11 protein-coding genes and 2 pseudogenes are annotated in these 23,740 nt (G+C 58.1%); 3 read left to right on the top strand and 10 right to left on the bottom strand.

The window, feature by feature from the left end:
• Positions 1-101: 101 nt before the first annotated feature.
• Together P8192_RS00915 and P8192_RS14475 are read right to left on the bottom strand one after the other, a co-directional pair.
• Positions 102-1,004, bottom strand: a complete 903-nt coding sequence (locus P8192_RS00915) for a hypothetical protein (RefSeq protein WP_278157818.1) — start codon at positions 1,002-1,004, stop codon at positions 102-104.
• A gap of 1,061 nt (positions 1,005-2,065) precedes the next feature.
• Positions 2,066-2,826: pseudogene (locus P8192_RS14475) on the bottom strand (IS1634 family transposase); the annotation flags it as partial.
• A gap of 145 nt (positions 2,827-2,971) precedes the next feature.
• Between P8192_RS14475 and istA the strand changes: the two are divergent.
• Both istA and P8192_RS00895 read left to right on the top strand, forming a co-directional pair.
• Entirely contained in the window at positions 2,972-4,555 is a 1,584-nt protein-coding gene (istA, locus tag P8192_RS00900; RefSeq protein ID WP_278157815.1) for an IS21 family transposase, read from the top strand.
• A gap of 8 nt (positions 4,556-4,563) precedes the next feature.
• Entirely contained in the window at positions 4,564-5,370 is an 807-nt protein-coding gene (locus P8192_RS00895; RefSeq protein ID WP_278157814.1) for an ATP-binding protein, read from the top strand.
• 109 nt (positions 5,371-5,479) lie between these two features.
• Here P8192_RS00895 and P8192_RS00885 read toward each other — a convergent pair.
• The 8 genes and pseudogenes from P8192_RS00885 to P8192_RS00850 form a co-directional block, all read right to left on the bottom strand.
• Positions 5,480-6,168, bottom strand: a pseudogene (locus P8192_RS00885) (IS1634 family transposase); the annotation flags it as partial.
• Between the two features lie 420 nt (positions 6,169-6,588).
• A complete protein-coding gene (locus P8192_RS00880; RefSeq protein ID WP_278157811.1) occupies positions 6,589-9,855 on the bottom strand; it encodes a glycosyltransferase family 2 protein in 3,267 nt (1,088 codons plus the stop codon).
• Positions 9,856-10,696: 841 nt separating this feature from the next.
• Positions 10,697-14,350, bottom strand: coding sequence for a glycosyltransferase (locus P8192_RS00875; protein ID WP_278157810.1), 3,654 nt, complete (start codon positions 14,348-14,350; stop codon positions 10,697-10,699).
• 514 nt (positions 14,351-14,864) lie between these two features.
• On the bottom strand, positions 14,865-17,519 hold the full coding sequence (locus P8192_RS00870) for a glycosyltransferase family 2 protein (RefSeq protein WP_278157809.1): 2,655 nt from the start codon (positions 17,517-17,519) through the stop codon (positions 14,865-14,867).
• Positions 17,516-17,959: a hypothetical protein gene (locus tag P8192_RS00865; protein WP_278157808.1), complete on the bottom strand. Its 444-nt coding sequence runs from the start codon at positions 17,957-17,959 to the stop codon at positions 17,516-17,518. Before P8192_RS00865 ends, P8192_RS00870 begins: the two co-directional genes overlap by 4 nt.
• Before the next feature lie 126 nt (positions 17,960-18,085).
• Positions 18,086-18,853, bottom strand: coding sequence for a hypothetical protein (locus P8192_RS00860; protein ID WP_278157807.1), 768 nt, complete (start codon positions 18,851-18,853; stop codon positions 18,086-18,088).
• A 128-nt stretch (positions 18,854-18,981) separates the two neighbouring features.
• The gene (gene wecC, locus P8192_RS00855) at positions 18,982-20,244 is read right to left on the bottom strand and encodes a UDP-N-acetyl-D-mannosamine dehydrogenase (RefSeq protein ID WP_278157806.1); all 1,263 of its coding nucleotides are present in this window, start codon (positions 20,242-20,244) and stop codon (positions 18,982-18,984) included.
• Complete coding sequence (locus P8192_RS00850; RefSeq protein ID WP_278157805.1) at positions 20,241-22,166, bottom strand: glycosyltransferase family protein; 1,926 nt, start codon at positions 22,164-22,166, stop codon at positions 20,241-20,243. The genes wecC and P8192_RS00850 overlap by 4 nt, the downstream gene beginning before the upstream one ends.
• Before the next feature lie 224 nt (positions 22,167-22,390).
• On the opposite strand from P8192_RS00850, the gene P8192_RS00845 reads away from it, so the two are divergent.
• Positions 22,391-23,416 carry an LCP family protein gene (locus P8192_RS00845; RefSeq protein WP_278157804.1) on the top strand — a complete coding sequence of 342 codons (1,026 nt, stop codon included), beginning with the start codon at positions 22,391-22,393 and terminating at the stop codon, positions 23,414-23,416.
• The last annotated feature ends 324 nt before the right edge of the window (positions 23,417-23,740 follow it).

The raw sequence follows: 23,740 nt of genomic DNA, 5'->3' as shown, positions 1-23,740 counted from the left end.
TCGCGCGGGGCATCCCGTCCCTGGCCTTCCCAAGGGAACATGTTAATCTCAATCCCGGGGCGGGAGTTTAGCTCGAGAACCCGGAAACTATCCTCCGCCGGTTAGCGCTTTTCGTCATAGATGATGTCCACTCCAGCCATGAATAGGCCTGGAATCGCTGCCACCGCGCGCACCGCTGCTGCTTTGAGGGCTTCCGGAACCTCATCGGTCCGGTCGATACTGTCGCCGCCCTGTGTCGCATTGGCTTTGCCGCGCAACATCACCAGCGTCCCCGAGTCAGGCACGGATTCTATGTTCAGGCCCTGTCGGGAGATGAACTGCCGTAGCTCATGGTCCGGCTTGATGCGTTTAGAGGAGAGATGCGGATTGCAGGATCGCGCTTTGTTTTTAAGCGAGATCAGCTCTGCGATGGTATGTTCTCCATCACCAATGACGTTCGCGGGGCGGCGTAGTACGGCTCCGGTGACTCGATCGCCGATCACCAGGACTCGATAGTCCTCACCGGCGAAGTGCTCCTCGAGAATATACTTCTGCTTCTTCTGTCCAGCGCGGTTCAGATAGCGGTAAATCTCCAGCAGGTCCGCCTCTGTTTGGATATTGGTGTAAACATCGCGGCCCATACTGCCAATCAGCGGCTTGAGCACGACCGGGTAGCCAAGGGCAGAAGCCTCCATCACTAGACGTTCAACAGCATCTTCATTAGCCGGATCGATGACAGCATTCGCCGGCACTGGCACCCCGGCGCCACGCAGACGGGCCGACGTCATGGACTTGCTCTTCACCACGCGCATAGCAGTGGCAGTAGTCGTGGATGGGCGGGCCTTGTCGAACTTGATTCGACGATTCTCGCTAGAGATGAAGAATCTCCGCATCTGACCGTCTAACAAGCGCACTTCGAGGCCGCGACGCCATGCCTCCAAAACGATGGAATAGCCGGCCAGCGGTGTTCCGAACGCTTCCCTGACGACGTCAACCGAGAAATGTTGCGGCACAGAACTGGTCATCGAATGGCCTCCGGTATTTTGCTGCGTGGACCTGCGAGCTGTTCCGCAGGAAGCTTCATTATCTCACCCAGCCGCAGGTGTTGGCCTAAATTGCACAGGACTAGCGCCGCGTGTGGATGATAGTTGGGCAAGAAATCAACAGGCCCTGGTTCCTTGAGTGATCGATAGTCTCCTTACACCGTGACGAACCGTGCCGTCCTCGCTGCCTACTCCGCGTTGATCACGGCACGAGATTGGTACTCCTGTAGCGTCAACGTCGCGTCACTCCTGACCCGTCGTTTCATCGAAAACACCCACACCGCTCTTCAGCACGGCATACGATGCGATGCTTTCCGACATAGCGGCTTCTTCGTCTCCCCAGACGTCGCTATTGTCAGAGGCGGCTCACTTCGAGCACACGGATAACGACCATAACGTTGCACGGCTGAAGTCCGACATCTTTTTGTCGCCGCCCCAGGTGGCGGGACCATTATCAACGGCAACACCGATTTCACCAGCGTGTCGACCGAGCGCACTCGCGGCGAAGGCTATCAATTGGTGGCCTATGGTGATGCCCCTGACGCTGATGTCCGATTGGTCAGCTGGGGCCCGCAACCCGCGAGACAATTGCGCTTGTCGACGGTGAAGAGATTATCCACAAACGGGCCCCATCCGGAAGCACATAGCGGTGAACAGACTTGCCGCGATTGCCTCCCCCGTGCGGGCATGGCGTCGACAATTGGCGCGGGGCGATACAGTCGCTCTCTGTTTTCCAACCACAAGCCAGCCAGGGCGATGCACGTAGGGCGACCCGACCTTTTCGCAGTAAAGCAACACTGATAGGCGTGTCATACGACACGAATCCCGTGTCCATTCGCTCGTCCCGAGAACTGCTTCAGAGCACCGACGCACCAAAGCGTGCGCCCCACGTCGCCCTCCCGGGCGACGTCTCAGAACCAGGCGACCATTCCGATCAGGTTCACCCCGATCAACTATTCCTTGTCGGAAAGCACGTACTGGTTCTCCACGATGCGCTTCAGCTTCGAGGGCAAGATGTGATCCCTTACCTGAGTTGCACAGGTTTAGTGCCCCGGTGCGTTGATTGATGGTAGCTGGTCGAGAACTTCTCGGGCTTCCATGCTGATAGTTGGTTCAGCAGTGAAGGCATGACCGTTGATCCGGATCGTCACACTACGCAAGGGCCGTAGGGTACGCACGAGCTTTTTGATACTGACACCAGTAGCGTCCTGCACGTAGGGGGCAACACGCAGAGCAGCGAATACGACGGTCAGATGCGCTTCGAGCGATTGTCGACTGCGATGAAAGACTGGCCTGGCACGCAGGTCGGACTTCGTCATCCGGAAGGAGCGTTCGACCTGCCAGAGATCGTGATACGCCGCGACCACCTCAGTCCCCGACATCTACTCCATCGGCAGGTTGGTGACGTAGCCCTTCAGGCCCTGTAGCTGTCTAGACCGTTCCACCAGTGCCCAGTCCACCCCGAGTTTCTTGCCGTTGAGTTTCACGAATCGGTCCTTACGCACCGGCCGGGCCCCGGAAGCGACTTTCTCGGCCTTCTCGATCCTTTTGTTCAGCGTGTAGTTGTCTCGTTTGAACGAGTAGTGATACACCACCCTGCGACCCTGCGGTCCCTGGCCTTAGCCCCGGTGCCCATGGTGCGCACGGATTCCAGGGTCTGTCCATCAGTGAAGTGAGTGCCATGGCGCTGAAAATGCCCGGCCAGATCATAGGAGGCCTTCGTAATCCTGGAGCCGACGATGAAGGAGAATCCAGCAACTTCTAAGGCGTTGAGATTGGCCGCTTTGAGCATCCCGGCGTCAGCTGGCGCATAGCGTGAGATGAAAGCGCTGGTCTGGGTATCTGTAAGCGCGGTTCTGGGTATTGGGTAGCACCATGGTGTGCTGAAGAGTAGTAGCGTCGTCCGGCGTTGCCTTTCTCTTCTAGATCCATGGAAGCAGGCCTTCATCGTGGCTGATTACAAGAAGATCATGTCCCTGTTGCTGGAATCGCGGTCATATCGAGATATCGCTGAATCCTTAGGATGTTCCCAACGAGACGTTGGTAAAGCCCGTGCGGTGATCAAAGAGCACGGCCTCACCGGTGACCAAGTTGCTGTCATGAGCGTTAAACGGGTCGAGGAGCTTTTCCCCGATCGGCGTCGACGAGTTGCAGGTGATTACCTAGCCCCGGAATTCGGCCCGGTGGTGGCCTCGATGCGTTCGAATCGTCACTTCACCTTGCTTCAGGGGTGGAGAACTTATCTCGGTGTGGCCTCCGGGCTGCGGAAGTACTCGTACTCTCAGTACTGCCACCTCTTCAGCGATTACGCGGCAAGAAATGATCTTGTCGCCACCTTGCATCATGAGCCGGGCCGGGCGGCATTCATTGATTGGGCTGGTGACACCCTTCAGGTCTGCGACGCAGTCACCGGTGAAATCACTAAGGTCTACTTATTCGTCGCGGTGTTACCCTATTCGGGCTTGGTGTACTGCACGGGATGCACTGATATGCGCATGAATTCATGGCTGAGTGCTCACAAGGCAGCTTTCGAGTATTTCGGCGGGGTCCCTCAAATCGTGGTCCCTGATAATGCGCCTACTGCTACGCACCGCCCGACCAAAGGCGAGTCTGCCCGAGCAGTGAATCCAAAGTACCAGCAGTTCGCCGATCACTACGCAACGGCGATTGTGCCGGCCCGGGTACGCAAACCTCGAGACAAAGCCGCCGTAGAATCTGCCGTTCAGGTGATCAACAAGCGCGTCATCGGATATCTGGCAGAAGACGTCTTCACGACCATTACCGAACTCAACACCGCGATCAGTGTTCGGATGAGGGAGATCAATGAAGAGATCCGCCGAGCCGATGGAACAACCAGGTCCGAACGATTCCTGGCAGAAGAAGCATCAGCCCTGGCAGGCTTGCCAGCTGAGGGGTATGAAGACGTTGAATACAGGCAAGTCAAAGTGGGACGGAATTACCATGTCACCTGCGACTATCAGCACTACTCAGTGCCACATAGACTCGCAGGTCAATTACTACGAGCACGACTGACAGATCAACAGGTCAGTATCTTCGATGGTGATGCCATCATCGCCGAGCACCGACGTAAACATGGTCGCCGGGGCCAGTACTCCACTGATTCCGCGCATATACCCCACCAGCATCAAGACGTTGCGGGCTTGTGGTCTCGCGATTGGTTTATCCGTCGGGCAGCCGCGTTCGGGCCGGCGACCGTGGAGATCATCACCGCTGTTCTAGACCGCCACAAGATCGAGGCTCAAGGGTATCTGGAGTGCCAGAACATTCTCGAGACCCTCGGCAAACGCGATAAACAACGCCTCGAGGCTGCGTGCACGCAGTTAGCTAACCTAGGCGGGTATGCCAGCTATTCCGGACTCAAGCGACTCATGGCTGCTATTGATTCTGATACGAAAACACCCAGACCTCTCAGGGCGGCAGCCGCCACCATCAAACCCCAGGCGGCCGCAGCTAACCTCGATCCAGCACAGATCTACGTGCGTGGAGCTGACTACTACCAGCAGGGACGGTGAACAGCGCCATGACCACGACACCCACGAGCGGCGCCTTGATGAATTCCGTGTTCAGTACCGAGGACAAAGAGAAGTTTCGCACCTTACGAATCACTCACCTGGCTGCGAAGTTCGAAGAGCTCATCATCGATGAAAGCAACGACCACCTGACCCCGGAGCAAATATTCCTGGCGGCCGTTGACGACGCTTTAGATCAACGCCGAGTGAAGAACATTCAGAAACTGCTCCTGGCTGCGCAGCTACCGATCATGAGGGCCTCGATCGCAGAGATCAACTATCAAGAAGGACGAAATATCACCCCAGCTAGGATGGCCCGCTATGCCGCCCATGACTGGGCCAATGAGACCGCTAACCTGTTGATCACCTCGCCCACAGGAGGAGGAAAGACCTATATTGCTTGCGCGATTGCCGTGGCAGCATGTCACAACGAGCATAAAGTCTTCTACACCCGCATGGACGAACTCGCCCGTCGTCTCGTCATCGCTCGAGGCGATGGCATCGCTCATCAAGCCTTATTGAATCGGCTCTCCGATGCGGATCTGTTGATCATCGATGATTTCTTGACCGTCGGTATAGACCCTGAAGCCGCGAACGATCTCTTCGCGATCTTGGCGAACCGAGAACACCGGGCAGCGACCATGATCGCTTCTCAAACCGGGCCCGCGTACTGGGCTTCAGCTCTGCCTGACAGAATCGCTGCGGACAGTATCGTCAATCGGCTGGCGAATAATGCCCGCACGATAAACCTTGGTGACATTGATATGCGACGCCACCAGGGGGAACAGACACGAGCGGCCCCTGGCTACTGGGAGTAGAGGAACTTGAGAAACCGACGACCGGGAAGCACCATAGAGGCGCTTCCCGGTCGTCAGAACTCCGCTACCGGTTACCCAGACCAGCGCTACCGACTCACGCTATGCGCCAGTCAGCGACGACAACCATGTCCCTCACCCCCGTGACGGGCCTAAAACATCTCCAGCACCGGGACCGGCATCGTGGTCTCTGCTTTGTTGCCTTCGAAGAGATGCACCTCCAGCGGGAAACCGGTTGGGTCAACGAGGAAACCGACCTGGACTTGTGGGTCGACTCGGCGTTCTTTGCTCATTCCGACTTTGCGGAGCTCGTCTTCGTCTTCTGCTTCAAAATGCAAGGTGGTGGTGTCGTAGAGGACCATGGTGGCTGCCCCGCGAGTGCCGATGGTGAAGGGCAGGCACACCCAGTTCTTCCAAGATCCCCGTGGTCGCCAGTTTCGAAGCTGGCTCGATGATTCTGGCGAGCACCATAGACCGGAACGCGTCGTCTTCGAGGCCATCGAATCCAAGATACGTGTAAGCATCGGCCAGCACGTCCCAGAGCACTTGGCTGACGGTCCCCGTGACGACCGCACCAGCAAGGGACTCCTCGGCGTGCTCCGGGGCAGGTAGGTCAAGATCGAGTACTTGTTGACCTGCGTTGAGTTTTTCCTGGCCTAACTGCATCAATACCACGAGCTCTGCTGGCGTGTGGGCTGAACCGAGATGCTCCAGGATACGACGTGTTCCGCGGCGTTTCTCAACGATCTGTACCGCGGTCGCTCCTGAGGCAGTACGGACTTTCCGGATGTAAGGACTCACTCTCACAGCATACGATTAGTGCCCCAAAACGACGCTTGAAAACTCTCTGACCTGGGACGATGCCTCACAAACCCCACCACCTGTACAACTCAGGCCAAAAGATTCTTCAGCTGCGCCGTCGGGCGGGATGTAGACGTCCACGTTCGTTCCCAATTGCGACTCGTTGATCAGTCCGGCGGACTGCTGATTCGTTGTTGGACAATTTGCTAACTGCTCACTTGGATCTGTGGCGACCGGCTATAGCGCCCCAAGCCCAGCGTGAACTCGTCGCACGTTAGCTTGGGCTCCATTAGTGATGCTTAACATGGCAGCAATCTCATCATTGCGAAGTCGACGCCACTCGTCGCAGGACTTGAGATCCTCAACGAAAGTCTGAGCATCTGAAGCCCACCCAATTAACTTCGCAAAGCGTCCTGCGACTTATACGCCCTTTTGCCGCAAGCGTGCAACGCCATCTTCCAATAGCCCGAGAAAAAGTTCACGGTTCGGCGGGTAATGTCCGTGAGGACCAGGGTACTCGATGAACCTACTGTCGTTGTTAGTCGCGCTTGACTCAACTTGCTCCCGAAAAGGCCGGTAGTGTTCAGTGACGTGATGTTGGTCATTCATGTTCTGCACAACCCAGAATTCGTTCTGGGGATTCTGCTGATATCGCCTCAACACCGACGTGCGTGTGCCCAACGAAAGCGTCCACGAGTCGCGGACACGATCACGTCCGTCAGACAATTGCGGAAAAATTCTCTTTCGCAAACGCTCTTGAACGGTCCAATGGTAACGACGTACGTCCGTCTGAGGGTTGTACGCAAGCGACAAGCTGTCTGGGAGGTACGCGCCTACCTGCAAGCTCGCAAAGCCACCCCCGGAGGAGCCAGTCAGAATAATATTCTTCGCACCGGTCGCAGCCGCCGCTTTCCGAACCAACTGCGCGAGAATAGGTCTTAGATCAAGGCTTTCCGAACCGATATACCAAGCCAGGTTTAGGCCCTTGCTCATATATAAAGTCGGGTCCGATACAAAAAGACTACTATACTCGGTATTCTGAAGCGTTCTCAGCCATTCAAAATGAGGAAGTTCCTTCTTGCCAGAAGTCAGCGCCCCGTGAAATGCAACCACAAGCGTCTCAGAGTCTTTGTTTATGAGGAGAGAATCTAGAGTCGACCCCTCGGACAGGTCTGTTCGATACTTCATCGCACCGAAAGATGCATGAAAGTTAAGGCGGCGCAAAGAGGAATATATAAGGAGCGGCAGGTTGGCTCCACTGCGTTCGATGTCTTCGGCACGCACCGGAGATTGTACTGGTTCATCTGCCGGTGCGTTCAAGGGCGAACCGACCCGGGTCCTCTCCTTCTCAAGCCGTGCAAAGAAATTTCTCACTCCGCGGGAGTTCCATGTTGATTTCTCGTAGTAGGAAGTAAATTCTGCGATGGTTTCCGCTGCTTCGAGCCACTCTTCATCGGAAACTCGCTCGAGCTTCACCAAATGCCAGGTTCTGAGAAATCTCTCAAGTCGCGTATTCTGGTACTCCTCCAGCAGACCTACGGACTTAACCCATTCTGATCGCGCCCGCTCGAGAGGGACATACTTCTCAAAGAACCTCGGTGAAATGTCATTGACCGTTGAGTTCGCGACAACACCATAGTAAGTATGAACAGAGGTATCGTGAATCCTGATCCGATCTGCGTAATGCAACATCTGCTGGAAAAAGAAAGTGTCTTGCCCAACGGCGCCCAATGGTTGTTCGAGCCCAAGAGACTTCAACCATGCTGTTCTGATTACTGCTGCTTGGATACTAATGGGACGGAAGTCAACGCGAGCGATAGCGTGATGAGGCAGATGGACTGTGCCATTTTGATCCATATCATCGCCGAATGCGTCTAAAAGCCGCTGGTGGTAGCGCTGCGGAACATACCTATGTCTCCACACACTGATATTCCCAACAGCGAACTGAGCCTCACCGTATGCTTTCAAGTCCTCTAGCAACTTGGCATAGCCGTCTTCAGTCGCCTCATTGTCGGGATCCAAATACGTCACATACGGCGTGGAGGCTAGTTGCAGGCCGGCATTTCTCGGCCTGGACGCTGAACCAGACCCTCCTTTGGGAAAGTGGAAGGCCTCGACATTTTCGTAAGTTCGTGCAAGCTGATCGATTGTCTCGATAGTCTGAGGATCGCTAGATCCATCATTAACTAAAAGAATCTGCATTTTGTTAAAGATGCTGGATCTGACCAATGAAGCGAAACATTTGTGCCTCAGATGGTCGCCGTTGTTATATATCGGTACGATCACGCTCAGCTCAAGGTTGAGACGTTTCCCAGCGACGCTAAAAGCTGACGCCGATTCCTTCAGTCTCGCCTCATCATCAAGATGCAACTTGCGCCCGGGGTCGACGTTGATTCGGTCCCTAGATCTCGAGAACCCTTCTTGATCGATCGCGTAGGCGTTGTCGAACGACGAAGAGAGCCGCTCAGGCGAACTCAGATACCGCTCGTCCGGTTTCCACCATGCTGTCATCTCAAGGGCGGTCAGAGCATCGGTAAATTGATGCCTTCGATCGACTGCGTCGCTTGGGGCGCAATCAAGCTTCATGGTCACGTTGGAACCCTGGTAACTGAACGCCGCAACATGATCTTGTACATACGTTGGCGAGTAATGCCACGCTGGATTCAGTGGAAGTAGCACATCGTATTCGTCACGATATTCCGAAAGCTCGTTCCAATCGATGACAGGAACCATTCCGCATGTCTGCACTGACATGTTTTGTCGAAGCGCATCGCTTGGTTCTTTCGATACACCAAGAACACGTTCTTTAGCGCTCTCGCTTTCGACAAGGCCCAACGTCGCCAGAATAGTCGTAACACGGTCGTATGCATGATGGTCTGTAAATGCCTCTCGGACACCCGCATTCTGAGCTGCAAGGAGCTCGCGCGAACTCAGTGAATCAAGTGTCGACGCGACGTCGTCACTGGAGTTAGCAATATGGACATAGGGGTGATGCGAATTCACCCCCTGGCTGTAGGTGGATAGGACCAGTTTGCCCATAGCCATCTGATCGACGACGTCGGGGGAGAAATCTTCTTGCGATGCCATTATTGCATTCTCGACAATAGAGAAATCAGAAAGCCTGGATATTCTGTCTAGGTGAACTGCAAACTCTTTGGACACCATGTAGGGGGCCGTCGAGCGAATCGGAGACTCAAAGCTCCCCTCAGTAATCAAGAGTGCTTTTTTGGATTTCATGAGCCCTTCTAGGACCCAGGCAAGATACTGTCGCGATTCACCAGTACCAGGAAGCACTCCCGGATTGTAGATCACAAACTCCTCTCGATTACCACCGGCTCCGACCGGCGAATAATGGAGAGGATTCACACCATTTTTTAGAACCTGAATTGTTGTCGCGTTAACGCATGAGTTCTCATAGAACGTGATGCGTTCAGACGACCAAGTAAAAATGTGGTCGGCATACTGCGCCAGTACTTGCCCGTCGCTCGTATTCGTATCAGCCCCATCCCAGTAAACGATGGGGACACCGTTTTCACGAGCAGCCTCGAACATGCTCCTAAACGCTGGGAGTTTCATCCAATCCAGGCGTTCGCTTGGCACAACCAAGAGGGCTGCCATGCCTTCAAAGTCTGAACTGGCTGACGCGTCGAGCGACATGCGCCGGACAGCGACGAGCCCTTCGAGCATGGATCGAACATTCTCGGGGCCGACATAGCCAAACAAATAGTCTCGGTACGGACGCGATATTCCCTGCTGAAGTCGCGGAAGAGAGTCCGCCAAGTTGCTGAGGTGTGTCGTGAGCGCGTCAGGCGATCTATATCCGTGCGCAGCCGTCAAGGAAGTTACGGGAGTTCTTAGTTGTACCGCGTCATCTTGCAGCAACGCTCCCAAACTTCGTCGGCCGGCTTGAAACTCCTCAATTTGCTTCAGCGCTAATTGAATGGACTCGAGTCGTGTACTTATTGGGAAAGCCGGCTTATGCATCAGGATTCGTTCTCGGAATTAGTGATGACCGTGTTATCTGTACGGCCAAGTTGACTTTCGATGCGATCTAGTTGAACTGTTATCGCACTTAAAGCATCGGATAGTCCGTGTAACTGGCGTTCGAGGCGCTGCGTTCTCTTCGAAAGTCGCTCAAATCTCTTTGCATAGTTCTGAGGAAGAGATTTTTCCGAGACGGGTTCCGCTATGCGGTTTAGCACCTCCTGCTGTTTGCGCAGCCGAGCCTCGAACGCATTCGTGGTAGTCGTCGACTGCTCTCGAGCAGTTCGCAACTCGTCTGAGATTCGGTTGAGGCCCTCGTCAAATGACTCCATTGACGCAATCTGCTTATACGCCATCTGAAGCTCGACTAGTAGCGCTCGCTCTTCCTCGATAAGTGACTCATGAAGAGCCGACCTGTCTTGGGCTGTCTGCGGTTCTGTCTCGTTGCCTGACGCAACAGAATCTTCCCCATCGCCATGTCGTATATTGCTCATTAACGCTTTCCTTCAAAAGTACTGAAATCTCGACACTGAAATTGGTAGAGCTAGCTTGTAACGCCCAATCGTGCAAGGCGTCGCAGGTAGGCTTCGGAAGTGCATTCGTCCTCGATGAATGCTCGACCGCGCCGCTGCTGCTCCGCGTAGCGGCCCTCGTCCCAGAATTCAGCGATGACGTCCTGCACCTGATCTGGTTCAGCGTACACCGCGCCGTCCTTGAACACGGGGCGGAAGTGCTCAGGGAGCACGCAGACCACGCCATGGCTCATGGCTTCCAAGATGGCCATACCGAACGCTTCCAGCCAGCCGTCGCTGTGGAAGTAGACGAAGAAATCGATCTTCTCATCGAGATACTCGTTCACGTCAATCTCGTTGAAGACGTAGATCTCCCAGTTCTTCGGGCGCCGTGGCATGAAGCCCTTCTGCGTGGGCACCTTCGTGCCACCCAGGATGCAGACCTGCGCCGACCCGTCGATGGGGTAGACCTTCTGGAATATCTCTCGCCGGGACGGCCACTTACCCTCATCGTCACGGGCGTGGCGACCGATGACCGGCTGACCGGGGTGGAATCGGTTCCGATCAATGCCGTCCTTCAGCGAAATGATGCCCTTCCAGGTCAAGCCCGACAGGTCAGAGGACGGCATCAGCGGCTCGACCATGGCGCTGATCTGCTCGCTCTGGGGCGCCCATACCGGGCGTACTCCGAAGAGCCCTTCGACGTTGCGAGTCACGGTGCCCATGTCATAGCTGCGCCGCTCGCCACTGGGCTCATAAGGCGGGTGGTTCGCTACGATCACGATACGCCCCGGGATCAGCCCGGACCGGCCATCCGGTACGGACTGGACAGCTGTGGGCCAGCGGATCACCAAGAGATCGGTCTCATTCACCGCGTCCAGGGAGAGCCGATCGATCTGTCCATTAAACACCAGGTCGTCGATCTTGCGGTTGAACTGACGCTTCGCTGCCGAGGGAATCAGCCCGTTCTGCAACGGGATCACCCCAACCCTCAGCCCGGCACTCAAGCACACGTTGATCTCATTGAACAGCGAAGTGGAGTTGCCTGCGAGGAATCCGAACTCCGAGGCGAACACCACGTCGTACTTCCCCGGTTCTTTGGACCGGCTCGGCAAATAGGCCTCCGGCGCCACAAAGGGACGGTCCTGCGGCGACTTGGCCAGGTACGGTGAGGCCTCTTCCTCGCGGATACTGCGGTGCCAGCTCTTGTACGCGCGCAGGTACGCCCGACGTTCCGGTGCAAGGTAACCCACACCCAAATCGTCACGGGTGAGATTACCGCCTTCCATCAGGGCGAAGGCCAACGGGGCGTCGATGATCGGCTCGATCTTGATGCCGTAGTAGTTCTCGATGCGTGACTTGTATTCGGAGTCGCCCGATTTCCGTACCGTGTCCCAGTAGCCAAGGTCGTTCACCACAGGATCGCGACGGAACATGACCGAGGGCAGTGACGGATAGAAGACCTTGCCCGTGGCAGAGCGCAGCTTCATGGTCAGATGCTCATCCACACGCACCCAGTTAGTCATGTTTGCCACCCGATCCGGGTGATCCATGAAGTCCCGCACCTGCAGCTCAATCTGTTGCGGGTGATGCCAGTCGTCCTTGTCGGCGATGGTGATCAACTCACCGCGGGACAGATCAATCCCGTCGTTGCGCACGGAGTAGGAACCGCGATTGGTCTCGTTGAAGATCAGGCGGATGCGATCATCGAGGGCCGCAAGAGCTTCAAGCTGATCCCGGTACGGGGCCGGGTTCCCCTCCGCGTCGATCAAGGGAGAGCAGTCATCCATCAGGAGGATCTCGATATTGGTCCAGGTCTGGGCCAATAGCGACCGTACCGCCACATCTGTGGCTGCGGAGGGCTCGTAGATGGGCATCAGCACGGTGACGAGCGGTCCGTTGCCGGCATCCTCCGCCGGGGGCAACGACGAGCTCACGGAGAAGAAACTGACATCATCGTCGAGTTCGATGCCGGCAGCACCGCCCTGCTCCATCAACTGATTGAACTCCACCAGCCAGGTGTCCCGACCGTGTCGAGCGTCGCCCACGTGCGGGTTCAGCGCATTGAGAGCCATCAGCCGCTGCGAGTAGTCATGTTCCGGGTCTGGGTCTCCGGAGGTAAGCAAACGGTAGGACTCGTCGAATTCTCCGCGCCAGTGCAACAGCTCCCCGTAGAACGAACGGTTCGGCCCGGTCACCTCAGCGATCCCGCGCCAGTCTTCCACCATTGAGTACAAGGTCAAGGCGTCCAGGTAGTCGATGTCGTCGCGCGGGGCTGCGAAGAGGTACCGTGCCAGCGAGAGCATGCCCGTCTTCCAATTGTCGGCCTGCAGGTTGTCACGCGCTTGGTCACGGAATAGTTTGATGCGGTAGGACTCAAGCACTCCATGGAGCTGATCGAAGTCGTACCGGCCCTTAGTGGCCGCGTAGGCGAGGATGTCGCGGGCTCCGCCATTGCGGTTGCGGATCGCGTTCTGGGTGAACCAGTGGATACGACCAGTGTTCGTGCGCACTTCTTCGACCCAGTACCAGATGGCGCCTGATGCCGGGTTGAGAGTGGCACCCGGCAGCTCATATAGGGATGCCACAGCCCGTTCGAGCCTTTTCAACGAGATCTCAGACTTCGCCTTGTGGTGCGTCCGCATGAACTCGCGGTAGAAAGTCTCACGCCCGGCGCGGCGAGCATTTTTCCACATCTCGATGACAGCGTCTGGATCGAGGGACTTGCGCGCCATCTCGAGAAGCATCTCGTCCGAAGGATCGAAACTGTCGTCCTCCCAGAGAATTTCTTCGATAGACCCATGTGCAACAGTCAGACGGAGATGTTTCTCGCCGGTAACGAGCGCCTCCGGTGGAAGCACCATCGAATATCCGGAGCGCTTCACTCCAAACTTCGCAATCGATTCGGGATGACGTGCCCTGGCGTCTGTTCCGATCAGTTCACGAGGTACTCCATCAACGATGGACTCTAGAACAACGCGCGCTGGATACTGGAGCGCACCTGTATGGAAGGCCCATCCATGAAACGCCACTCCGTCGAATTCAGCATCCGATCGATAAAACTCACCGTGGAGACTCTGCTCAATTTCGTCCGGGAGATCCTGCGGGCGCCGACCGGTCTCACCGCCAAGTCGAAGATCAAACGTCTCGGACAGTTCAGCCCCAGAAGAGTACAGACGCAGTTGCTCTGGAACGTGAGCTTTCGTCGGTAGCTCGCCCGCGAATCGATGCTCGCCGGTGGTTTCGCCATCCGAGTCGCCATCATTCACAGCGTGCAATACGGCGATAGCGTCACCGAGGCGAAGGTCCACCCGCTGGTGACCGACGGGGCCCGTCACCGTGACACTCGCGTATGACTCGGTAAATGAAAGCTCTTTCAACCTGGTACCACGACGCACCGAAAGATCTTCAACCCAGTTGAAGAAAGTATCTGGACGTCCTTCCTTGATGCGCTCGACTTCGTGACGAGCTACCCCCGCGTGTTCTCCGGCCAGTATCACGTCGTCTTGCAGTAGCCGCACCTCGGACCCGTCAGGGCTCTGAACGAAAACCTCAATACGGTGCAACGCGTCATCAAAGTATTCGCTGGGAATCTGGGCACCGTATTGATGATTGAACGGAGCTTTCAGATCGATCCGGCCGTGCTTCCACGGCAGTTTCTTCAGGTTCGCTGGGGACTCCTCCACGGTCGTACCATCAACGGAAACCCTAACCCGAGCAGTCTCGGACGAGGATTCACCGCACACTGCCCATCCTGCTACTTGACCGGCTGGAGTCACCAAGAATTCACCACGCACCGTCGACGAGGGGGCCCGTCGATCCGGGACCTGAATTCGGTCCTGCTTCAGAACGGTCCCCGAAGCGCGATGAATTAGCTGAACTTCGTGCTCGGTGCCGTCCCAGAACTGCGGCGGTAGGCTCCCCAGGAAGCCGATGTTGCGGGTATGAAAATCTGCAGCCGAGAGCTCTCCGCGGAAGATCTTACACCGAAGATGCTCGATGAATTCACCGTCGACAACGAGATCGAGAACGGATTTCGTGTCACTGGGCTTGGGATCATAGAACCAGCCGCTGATGCGATGGGCTTGAAAGTTGACGACCTTGAATTTCATATCTGTGTAATCCTCTAATCGGTCCCGGTCGGTCGAGCGGCGGCATTAGAAACGGGCTGTGTGATCATCATGAACTTTCGGCGAACATCTACAATTCCGCGGTGAAGAACTCCCTGAGCCGGGGGTCGTTCCACTCGTCGGGGGCACGGTAGAAGGAGCCGAGCTGACGGATGATCCGCTGGCATTCCGCAAGATCTTTCTCGACAACCTGCGGCAGCTTGCCCAGGAACCAGTTCCGGAAGAACGGCTCCAGGCGGGTCTCTTTGTAGTGGTCCAGTAGCCCAACCTCGGCGAACCAAGCCGCCCGCGATCGCTCCAGCTCCACGTACTTGCGGTAGAAGCCGACGCCCACCGTGTTGACCACGGAGTTCTGAACGGCGGCGAAGTAAGTGTGCACGATTTCGTGGGTGATCGCGATCTTCCGCGCTGCGTGGAAGAGCTGCTGGAAGAAGAAGGTGTCCTGACCTTGACAGCCTTCGACCTGGGTAATGCCTAGGCCGCGCAACCATTCGGTGCGTGCCACGATTGTCTGAATCCGCACCGGGGCGTAGTTGAGCCGCGAGAGCGCACCGTCGACGACGGTGCCGTCCTCCTCCACAAGGGGCGTGAGCATTTTCGCGTGATCGATCACCACTCGCCGCTTGTGCTGGACCACTGCGTTACCTACCGAGAAGTCGTAGTCGCCCTGCTTCACCAGCTCGAGCAGCCGCACGTAACCGTCGTTGCTCTGCTCATCATCCGGGTCGAGGTTGGTCACGTAGGGGGTCCGCACGAGCTCGAGGCCCTTATTGCGGGGCCGGGAGGCGCTGCCGGAACCACCGGGCGGAAAGCGATAAGCACGCACGTTGGAGTACTGTGCTTCGAGCTGGTCCACGATCGCAATGGTCTCGGGATCGGTAGACCCATCGTCGACGAGCAAGACCTCGGCATTCGGGAACACACTGGAACGGCGCAATGATTCAAAGCACTTATTGCGCAGGTGCGGGCCGTTGTTGTAAATCGGCACCAGGATGGACAGCTCGGGCTCACTCTGAGGTATGGCTACGGGCCGGTAAGCAAGCACTGTGTCCGAGGCGATGCTCAGGGTGCGCTCTGCACTCGATTGAGCCTCGGCCAGCGTCTGCCCAGAGCGCACCCACACTGCGTGCGGCACATCCGCTTCTACCGGATGCTCATCCAGGTACTCATACAACGGTCCCTCAAAGTCCAGGTTTCGGACGACCACCGCGTCCGCGTCCGAGTAGCGATAGGCGCAGACAATATCGGTGATAAGGTTCGGCCCGGAAGCGCTGTCCGCTGGCAACCGCACAAAGACGTCGCCGTCTTGAGAACCTCGCACCTGATCTTCCTCGCCGTGCGGAACATGCTCGATCGTCCCTGCGTAGGTCTGCTGCGCCACGAAGGCGGCGAAATCGTCGGCGCTGATCGCGCTGACGAGTACCCGATGTACCGGCAGGTGCGGAACGAGGCCGATGGCCTCGAGGAAATCTCCCATGCGGTCGGCGGCAGTGTTCGCGCTGAAGGCTGCCCGAATTCCGGCCACCTGGGCTTCCCGGATGGTCTCCGGGGACAGGCTCTCCACGATCTGCGCCACATCCACCGGACCGTCGGGCATCTGCAGGTGCGGGAGCTGAGTGTTCAGGCCGGCGTTGTAGTTCGCCACGATCATGGTGCCGGCCGCCTGCAACTCGAGTGCGCGCCGGTCGAACGACGTCTGGCTCTCTGCATCGGCGCTGAGCGCGACTCCCAGCGGCAGCAGGCGCTGCAGCGCTGCGGTGTCTTCAGCGGTGAGCGGGCTATGCAAATGAGGCAGGTAGCGGTCGGGGTAGCGAGCTTCCAGTCCGGCGACCATGTCGGGCAGCAGGACGTCAAGAATCGTCAGATCGGCGCCCGCATTAACCAGCCCGTCGAGGATCCGCTCCCCCGCGAAGCGGCGCTCCGGGTACTCTTCGCGGTCCCAGGGGCCAACCAATAAGAAGTCGTGATTCTGGTGACGCGCGCATCCGAGTGGGTGATGGTGGTGTGGGTTGATACCGAGCGACAGCACCTGCACCGTGGTGCCGCTACGCAGGATCTTCTCGTAAGCAGGCACCGACTCGGCCGCGGTGGTGAAGACGTGGTCGGCATGGACGGCAAAGCGGCGGAACTGGGTGAAGCCGAGAGGGTCCTCTGTGGACCAGAACGCGATCGGAACGCCTCGTTCACGGGCTCCTCGCATGATGGACTTAACCACCAGATCACGTAGCGGCGAGGTCAGAGCGGCCAGTCCGGACCAGGCTCCGTCGACGCCCATCCATGCTGAGGTGACCAGCAGGACATCGATTTCGCCGAGTTCCAGTTCCCAGTTCTCCGGAGTGATGGGCACCAAGGTGACGGAATCTTCCAGAGCAGAAACCAGCGGCTGATCAGCGATGATCCCCACTCGCGTGGCGCTTTTGCGATCCCAGTGCGGTGATGCGACCTGGGGCAACTGTGCCGCCTCGGTCAGCCAGGCGCGTACTTTCTGGCGAAGCTCTGCCTCCGCGCCCTGCTGGCGGAGCAGGTACTCTCGCTCGTCCGCGGCCGGCCAAGGAGAGCCCTGACCTCTCGCAACGATGCGGCTGAAGTAGGGCGATGCCACGTGGGCCGCGAGGTCACGGTTGTCGTGGCGCAGCTGTTCAAGCTCGTGTCGGCGCTGAGCAATGGAACTCAGCCGGTACGCCAGGGTGCCGCTACGTAGATCAGCGGTGTCCACCGCGCTCATGAGGGACGCACCACGCGTGCTACTTTGCGCCGCAACTGACGATATCGGCGCCGCAGCGCCGAGACGTCAGACTGGGACGATTGATCATTCTTCGAATTGGCGCTGGTGGAGGACGTACCCTGGTGCAGGGAGCGCAGTTCCGCGTGTGCGGCAGCTGCAGCCACGCGCACGGAGGACAGCTCGAATCGCAGATCAGCGTTCTGTGCTTCGACGCTTTCCAGCTTCCGCTGCAGTGCGGCGTCGGTGACGGGCTCCTGCGTGGTCTGCTGCTGGCGTGTCTGCAGCGCATCCACCTGCTTGATGAGGATCTCCTCGCGCCGGTAGGCGTCCAGCAATTCTTGGGACAACTCGTCCACGCGACGCGTCAGTTCTGCGACAACTTCAGCAGTCTCGGCGGGGGCAGTGTCCTCATGGACGGAGGAATCGGCGGTCAAGCTCACTCCAAGATCTGATTCGGGAATCATGGTGAGGGGAGAAACCCGATAGACAACCGTGAATTCCCCTTGAATTCTGAGGATACCAGCCGCTGTGCGCCCGTTCCCGAAGTCGACAGCGGAACCCTCGGCTCAGCGGTCGAGGTTGAAATCCAGGGCGTCACGCACAGCGGTAGAGAGCGGTACGGCGTGGGCCTCGGAGCGACGATAGTGGACCGACAGTTCCCGTGACAGCTCGTCGTTGCCGAGCCGCTGGGCTTGGCGGATGGCCTGGCGCACCGAGCGACGAGGGACCGAGGCGTCGTCGATCTCCTCCAGAGCAATCGCAGCGGCGTCCATGTTGCCCAACGCGAGATCCACCAACAGGCGGGCACGCACGGCGTTCTGCGGTGGCACGTCCCGTGCGAGGTCGTCCCACCCTTCGGCAGGGGTAGTTGCTAACAGGCTGATCTGCCGGGCCACCGGGTCCTCACTGCGTTTAAGAGTGCGGATGCCTCGGTTCACGGCGTCGACCAAAGACACGCTGGGTACAAGGAAGGCCGCCGCCTCGGCATCGCGTCCGGCACCCAGAGGCAGAGACTCTGCCAGGGCCATCAGCGGCTGGGTGGCTACCCCCTTCGCTGAGGGCAGGTCACGGTTGATGTCTTGGAACAGCTCAAGGACATCGAGGTGAGCGGGATCGGCATCCACGGCATCGTGAAGCGCTTCCCGGGCCGCCCACACGTGGCCCTGCAGAAACGCCTGAGCCCCATATTCGCAGAGAATTTCGGCATCATTGCCGAGGGTGGCACGGGTGCTACGAAGCAGTTCCAGCGAGGACAACCGGCGCCCGGAGTCCCACAGATGGGCGGCTTCGTCCAGGGCTTCCTGACGGGTCAGTTCGACCTGATCCGGGACCACTGCGGACCCCTGGTCCCCTGGTGATGATTCCGAACGATGCGGACGGTTCCGCCAACGTGTGAGCAAACTTGTCAAACTCGTTCCTCGACTCTGTTCCGGGGCGGACAGGACTCAAGCACCAATGCGTGTCAGCGCCAGATGCCCCGTGTGTCAATCACTGTGGCGTCACCCAGCGTTGCAGGGTCGATTTCCGTGAACTGGTGGTGATCGACCAACAGCAAGACAATGTCTGCATCTTTCGCTGCCTGGTCCAAAGGGGCGAGCTGGACATTCTCATAACCCGTCAGGCTCTTCGGCAGCTCGTCCACGTTGGGCTCCACCACGTGAATTCGCGCGTCGGACATCTCCGTTGCCAGGCGTTCGACGATATCAAGGGACGGCGATTCGCGCAGATCGTCAATGTCAGCTTTGAAGGCCACACCCAGTGCAGCGATCGTCAGGTTATCGCGCCCAGCGGCCGCTTCCTTGACCTTCGACAACACATATTCGGGTTTGCCGTCGTTGGTTGCCCGAGCCTGCTGGATCAGCGGCGACTCTTCCGGCGCGGACGAGACGATGAACCACGGGTCCACCGCAATGCAGTGACCGCCCACACCCGGTCCAGGCTTCAGAATGTTGACTCGCGGGTGATGGTTCGCCAGCTCGATGAGCTCCCACACGTCGATGCCCAGACGGTCCGAAATGATGGATAGCTCGTTGGCGAACGCAATGTTGACATCCCGGAAGGCATTCTCGGTCAGCTTCGCCATTTCGGCGGTGGTGGCGTCGGTTAGGAGCAGCTCGCCATCGCAGAAGGTCGCGTACAGGTCCTTGGCCATTTCGGCGGCTTTGGGCGTCACGCCGCCGATGACGCGGTCGTTGTCCCGCATCTCGATCATGATGCGCCCGGGAAGAACGCGTTCGGGGCAATGTGCCACGTAAATGCTGTTTTCCTTGCCCTCGTCCAAGGTCAGGTCGGGTCGTGCGTTCAGGATGAACTGGGCCATGCGCTCGGTCATGCGCGGCGGAGACGTCGACTCGAGGATGATCAGCTCGCCACCGCGCAGCTGCGGGGCAAGATTCTCTGATGCGGCACGGATGAACTTATCGTCCACCTCGTGGTTGTCCTTGAAAGGAGTCGGCACAGCCACGATGTACGCATCTGCTTCGGGGGTGGTCGTCTGAGCGGACAAAGACCCGTTAGCGACAACGCCTTCAAGCATGGCAGAGAAGCCTGGCTCAACGAAGGGCACTTCGCCACGATTAATGGTCTCGACGAAGCGCTCGTTAACGTCCACACCGATAACGCGGGCACCGGTCGAAGCAATGAATGCGGCGGTCGGAAGACCGATGTATCCGAGTCCAATCACGCTTACCGTGGCAAAAGGCAGATCTTGAGTCTTGGGGGTCACTTTGATTCCTTCGAATTGTCTCCATCAACAACCACGTGCCGGGCATTCATCCCGTACGATTCGATGACGCCGTTGGCATAGAGCTCAACGTCGTCCACGTCCCAGGTATGGCTGTGGCTGCCGCGCATCTGCATGAAGTTGAAGCGGTCAGCGGCGTAAATTCGGGCTCCGCGTTCTTCGGCAGACTTCAGGAAGCGCGTGTCCTCGCCGCGGCGCACAGGGGAGAACGGAACCTTTCGGAACAGATCGCTCTTGCCCACGAAGGTGGCTCCCGCGATGAAGTTGGTGAACATGTTCTCCTGACCGGGATTGCGCAGCACGATGGCGTCATCGGTCTGGGAGTACATGTAGACCGCCAGCTTTCCCACAAGATCAGCACCAGAGTATTTCAGGGCGTTGATGCTGTCAGAGAGGTAATGGCTGGCATAGAAATCATCATCATCGAATTTGGCGATGACATCGCCGTCAGCGGCCTTGACCAGGCGATTCAGGCAAACACCCAGGGAATCGTTCTTGTGGGCGTGCAACAGGGTGAAGTTCTCGATCCCGTGGTCACGGGCGTAGGCTTCCAGCTCAGTTTTCTGCGCGTCGAAGCCATGGGTGAGCAACACCAGCTCGAGGTTGTCCTTCTTCTGCGCGGCCACCGAGTCAATAGCTTGGAAAAGGAATTGCGGGCGGTTGGTCGAAACAATGGCACTGACGCTGGGGTCAGCCAGGAAGGGAGACTCCACGCGGAGGCCGGCGGACTTCAGAATTTTCGCCGTGCGGTGCGCATACGTGTGCTGTTCCCAGATGCGACGCTGCGCACGGTGCACGGTGCGGTCCCGCAACTGCGAGGAGTTGAGCATGGCCCGCAAGGTGTAGGCAGCGGAAGCTTCATCGCGCACCACCGGCACTTCATTGTTCCGGAAGAACTTCGGGATCGCAGCAGATTCCGTGGACACCACGGGGGTACCTGAGGCGACGATTTCGAAGACACGTCGCGCACACATGGAGGGGCTGTCCGTCACCGAGTTGACGTTCAAAAAGACTTTGTACGCGCGGTAGGCCGCGAGCATCTTCTCGTACGGCAATGAGCCGACCACGTGCTTCTTGAACGGCTGAGGGAACTGATACTTCTCATCACCGCCGTGATGGCGGGAGAAAATGTCGAAGGAGTAGACCCCGCGCTCAAAGACGCGCACCGCCGCACCCAGCAGCATGTGCATCTGTTCGCGGCGTTTCTCGTACTTGTGGGAGAAATACATGCCCGCGAAGGCCATGTCGTTCTGCTTGTGCAGGCCCTTGATACGCACGGGGTTGTGAATGGAGGGCTGGGCGGCGAAACTCAGCGAATCCACTCGGTCGTGGTCGAGGAGTTCTTTGTACTTCGGGATCAGATTAGAATCTGAGGTGAAGACCACGTCGAAGAGCTTTGCGGTCGGCAGGAAGTCCTCGAAGTGCGGCGGGTCTTCCTTATTCCAGAACACCGTCGGCACTTCCATGGCCTTGCAGTAGTTGACCAGCTCGAGCACAGCGTGGCGCGGAGCGGACGTGCCGGTGAGGTGGTACTGCCAGGCGCCACCATTGCCGGCCCAAGCTGACTCAACGAAAAGCAGATCAATGGGCTCGCGAACCAGTTCTTCACGCCACCGCTGCGGAGTGAGCACCACCATCTCGAACTCGGGCCCCCAGGCGGCCAGCGAGAATTCGTCAAGAATGACTCCCACACGTAACCCAGGGAAAGATTTCGGCCGTTGCAGCGGGGAGACCGCCGGATAGTACTCTTCAATGCGCTGTGGGGAGGCCCCCACGGCGGGCTGCTGAGTGCCATAGCCCGGGATGTGGTACTTGCTCCGCCGCCGCCACTCTCGATACTGAGAGTAACCGCCCTGGCGCCAGTGCCAAAGGCCTTTTCGAAGGCGCTTGAGCGGAGTCGGCATGGTCCTGGGAGCCCCTCGTAGTTCGTCTAATACGTACATCGACTTAGCGAAGAATCGGCTGGTGCTCGCATGCCGATTCGGTCGTATTACGTCGATTCATCGGCGAGTCTATCGCAGAAGGGTTACCTCACAGCGGACAAAGTGGAATATCTCGTCGATGGCTTCACCCCCGTCAAGCACCTCATGACCCGGGCGTAACGCGCGCCTATGCGATACTAAGGGGCATGACCGACGCGCTAATGGACACTCCCCACCGTGATCGCCCGCGGAAGAAGAGCCGCAAGGGCTTGATAGCTATTCTCATCGCGCTGGTGCTGTTCATCGGTGCCATCGTGTTCATCGCGTGGAGCCTCTTCGGTCGACTCAGCGATATCGAGACCATTGACAACGCCTTCCCAGATGAGTCCCTTCGCCCCGCCGCAGTCGAGCCTCCGGATGGCGAGGACGCCCCGCTGAACATCCTGCTGTTGGGTTCCGATACCCGTGCGGACACCTCCACGTCTCTGCTGTCTGACCTGGGCAGCCGCGCCGACACGATTATGGTGGCGCATATTCCTTCCGACCGCGAATCTGTGCAGATCATGTCGATCATGCGTGACTCGTGGGTGGAGATCCCCGGTCACGGCAACGCGAAGGTCAATGCCGCCATGGCCTACGGCGGCGTTCCGTTGATGGTGCAGACCGTGGAGGGGCTCATCGACCAGCGCATCGACCACGTGGCCGTGGCGGACTTCAACGGTTTCAAGAACATCACCGACGCTTTGGGCGGGGTCACCGTGAACAATCCGCGCGCCTTCACAGCATCCTCCCCGGTGAACATCCCCTTCGAAGCCGGCGAGATCACGCTGAATGGTGATGAGGCTTTGGCCTTCGTCCGCGAGCGCAAGTCCTTCTCGGATGGCGACTACACGCGTGTGGCCAACCAGCAGCTGTTCTTGCAGTCCGTGGCCGGCCAGGTACTCTCGCGTGAAACCCTGACCAACCCGGGCAAGCTCTCGGATCTGATCGGTGCCACCACCCCGTACGTGGCTCTGGACCATGAGCTGGGCCTGACCAAGATGATCCAGCTGGGCTCCTCCATGTCTTCCACCCGCGCCTCGGACATCTCCAGCTTCACCCTGCCGACCAACGGCACGGGCCGCGAAGGCGGCGGTCAGTCTGTCGTCTACGTGGATTGGGACGAGCTCGAGAACGTGCGCACCCGCTTCGCAGAGGATGACCTGGTGGGCTACGAGCCCGCCGCTTACTGAGGCTCTGACAGTGGTGACTGATCAGCCCGGGCGAGAAAGCTCAGATCGTCATCGGAATCTGGATGAGATAACTCGACAGGCTTTCGAAGATGGCCTGTTTGACGTGAGTGCTGATGCCCATACTGAATCGTTGAAGGACGCCCGAAAGTCCTCACCACAGAAGTGACCTCCCCTACCCGGAGTACGTGGGTAGTTCGAGTCCCCAGGAGCTTGATTTCGATGCCCATGGATCTTGAAGAATACCTCGCACGTCGCCCGGTCGACCGCGAACAGGTCAGAGCGAACAAGGAGCGGATACTGGCCGAAGTCCGCGCGTACCAATCG

Origin of the sequence: Citricoccus muralis, assembly GCF_029637705.1 — a bacterium.
Lineage (GTDB): Bacteria > Actinomycetota > Actinomycetes > Actinomycetales > Micrococcaceae > CmP2.
The sequence above is the reverse complement of the archived record's forward strand: the minus strand, read 5'-3'. Positions and strand labels throughout refer to the sequence as shown.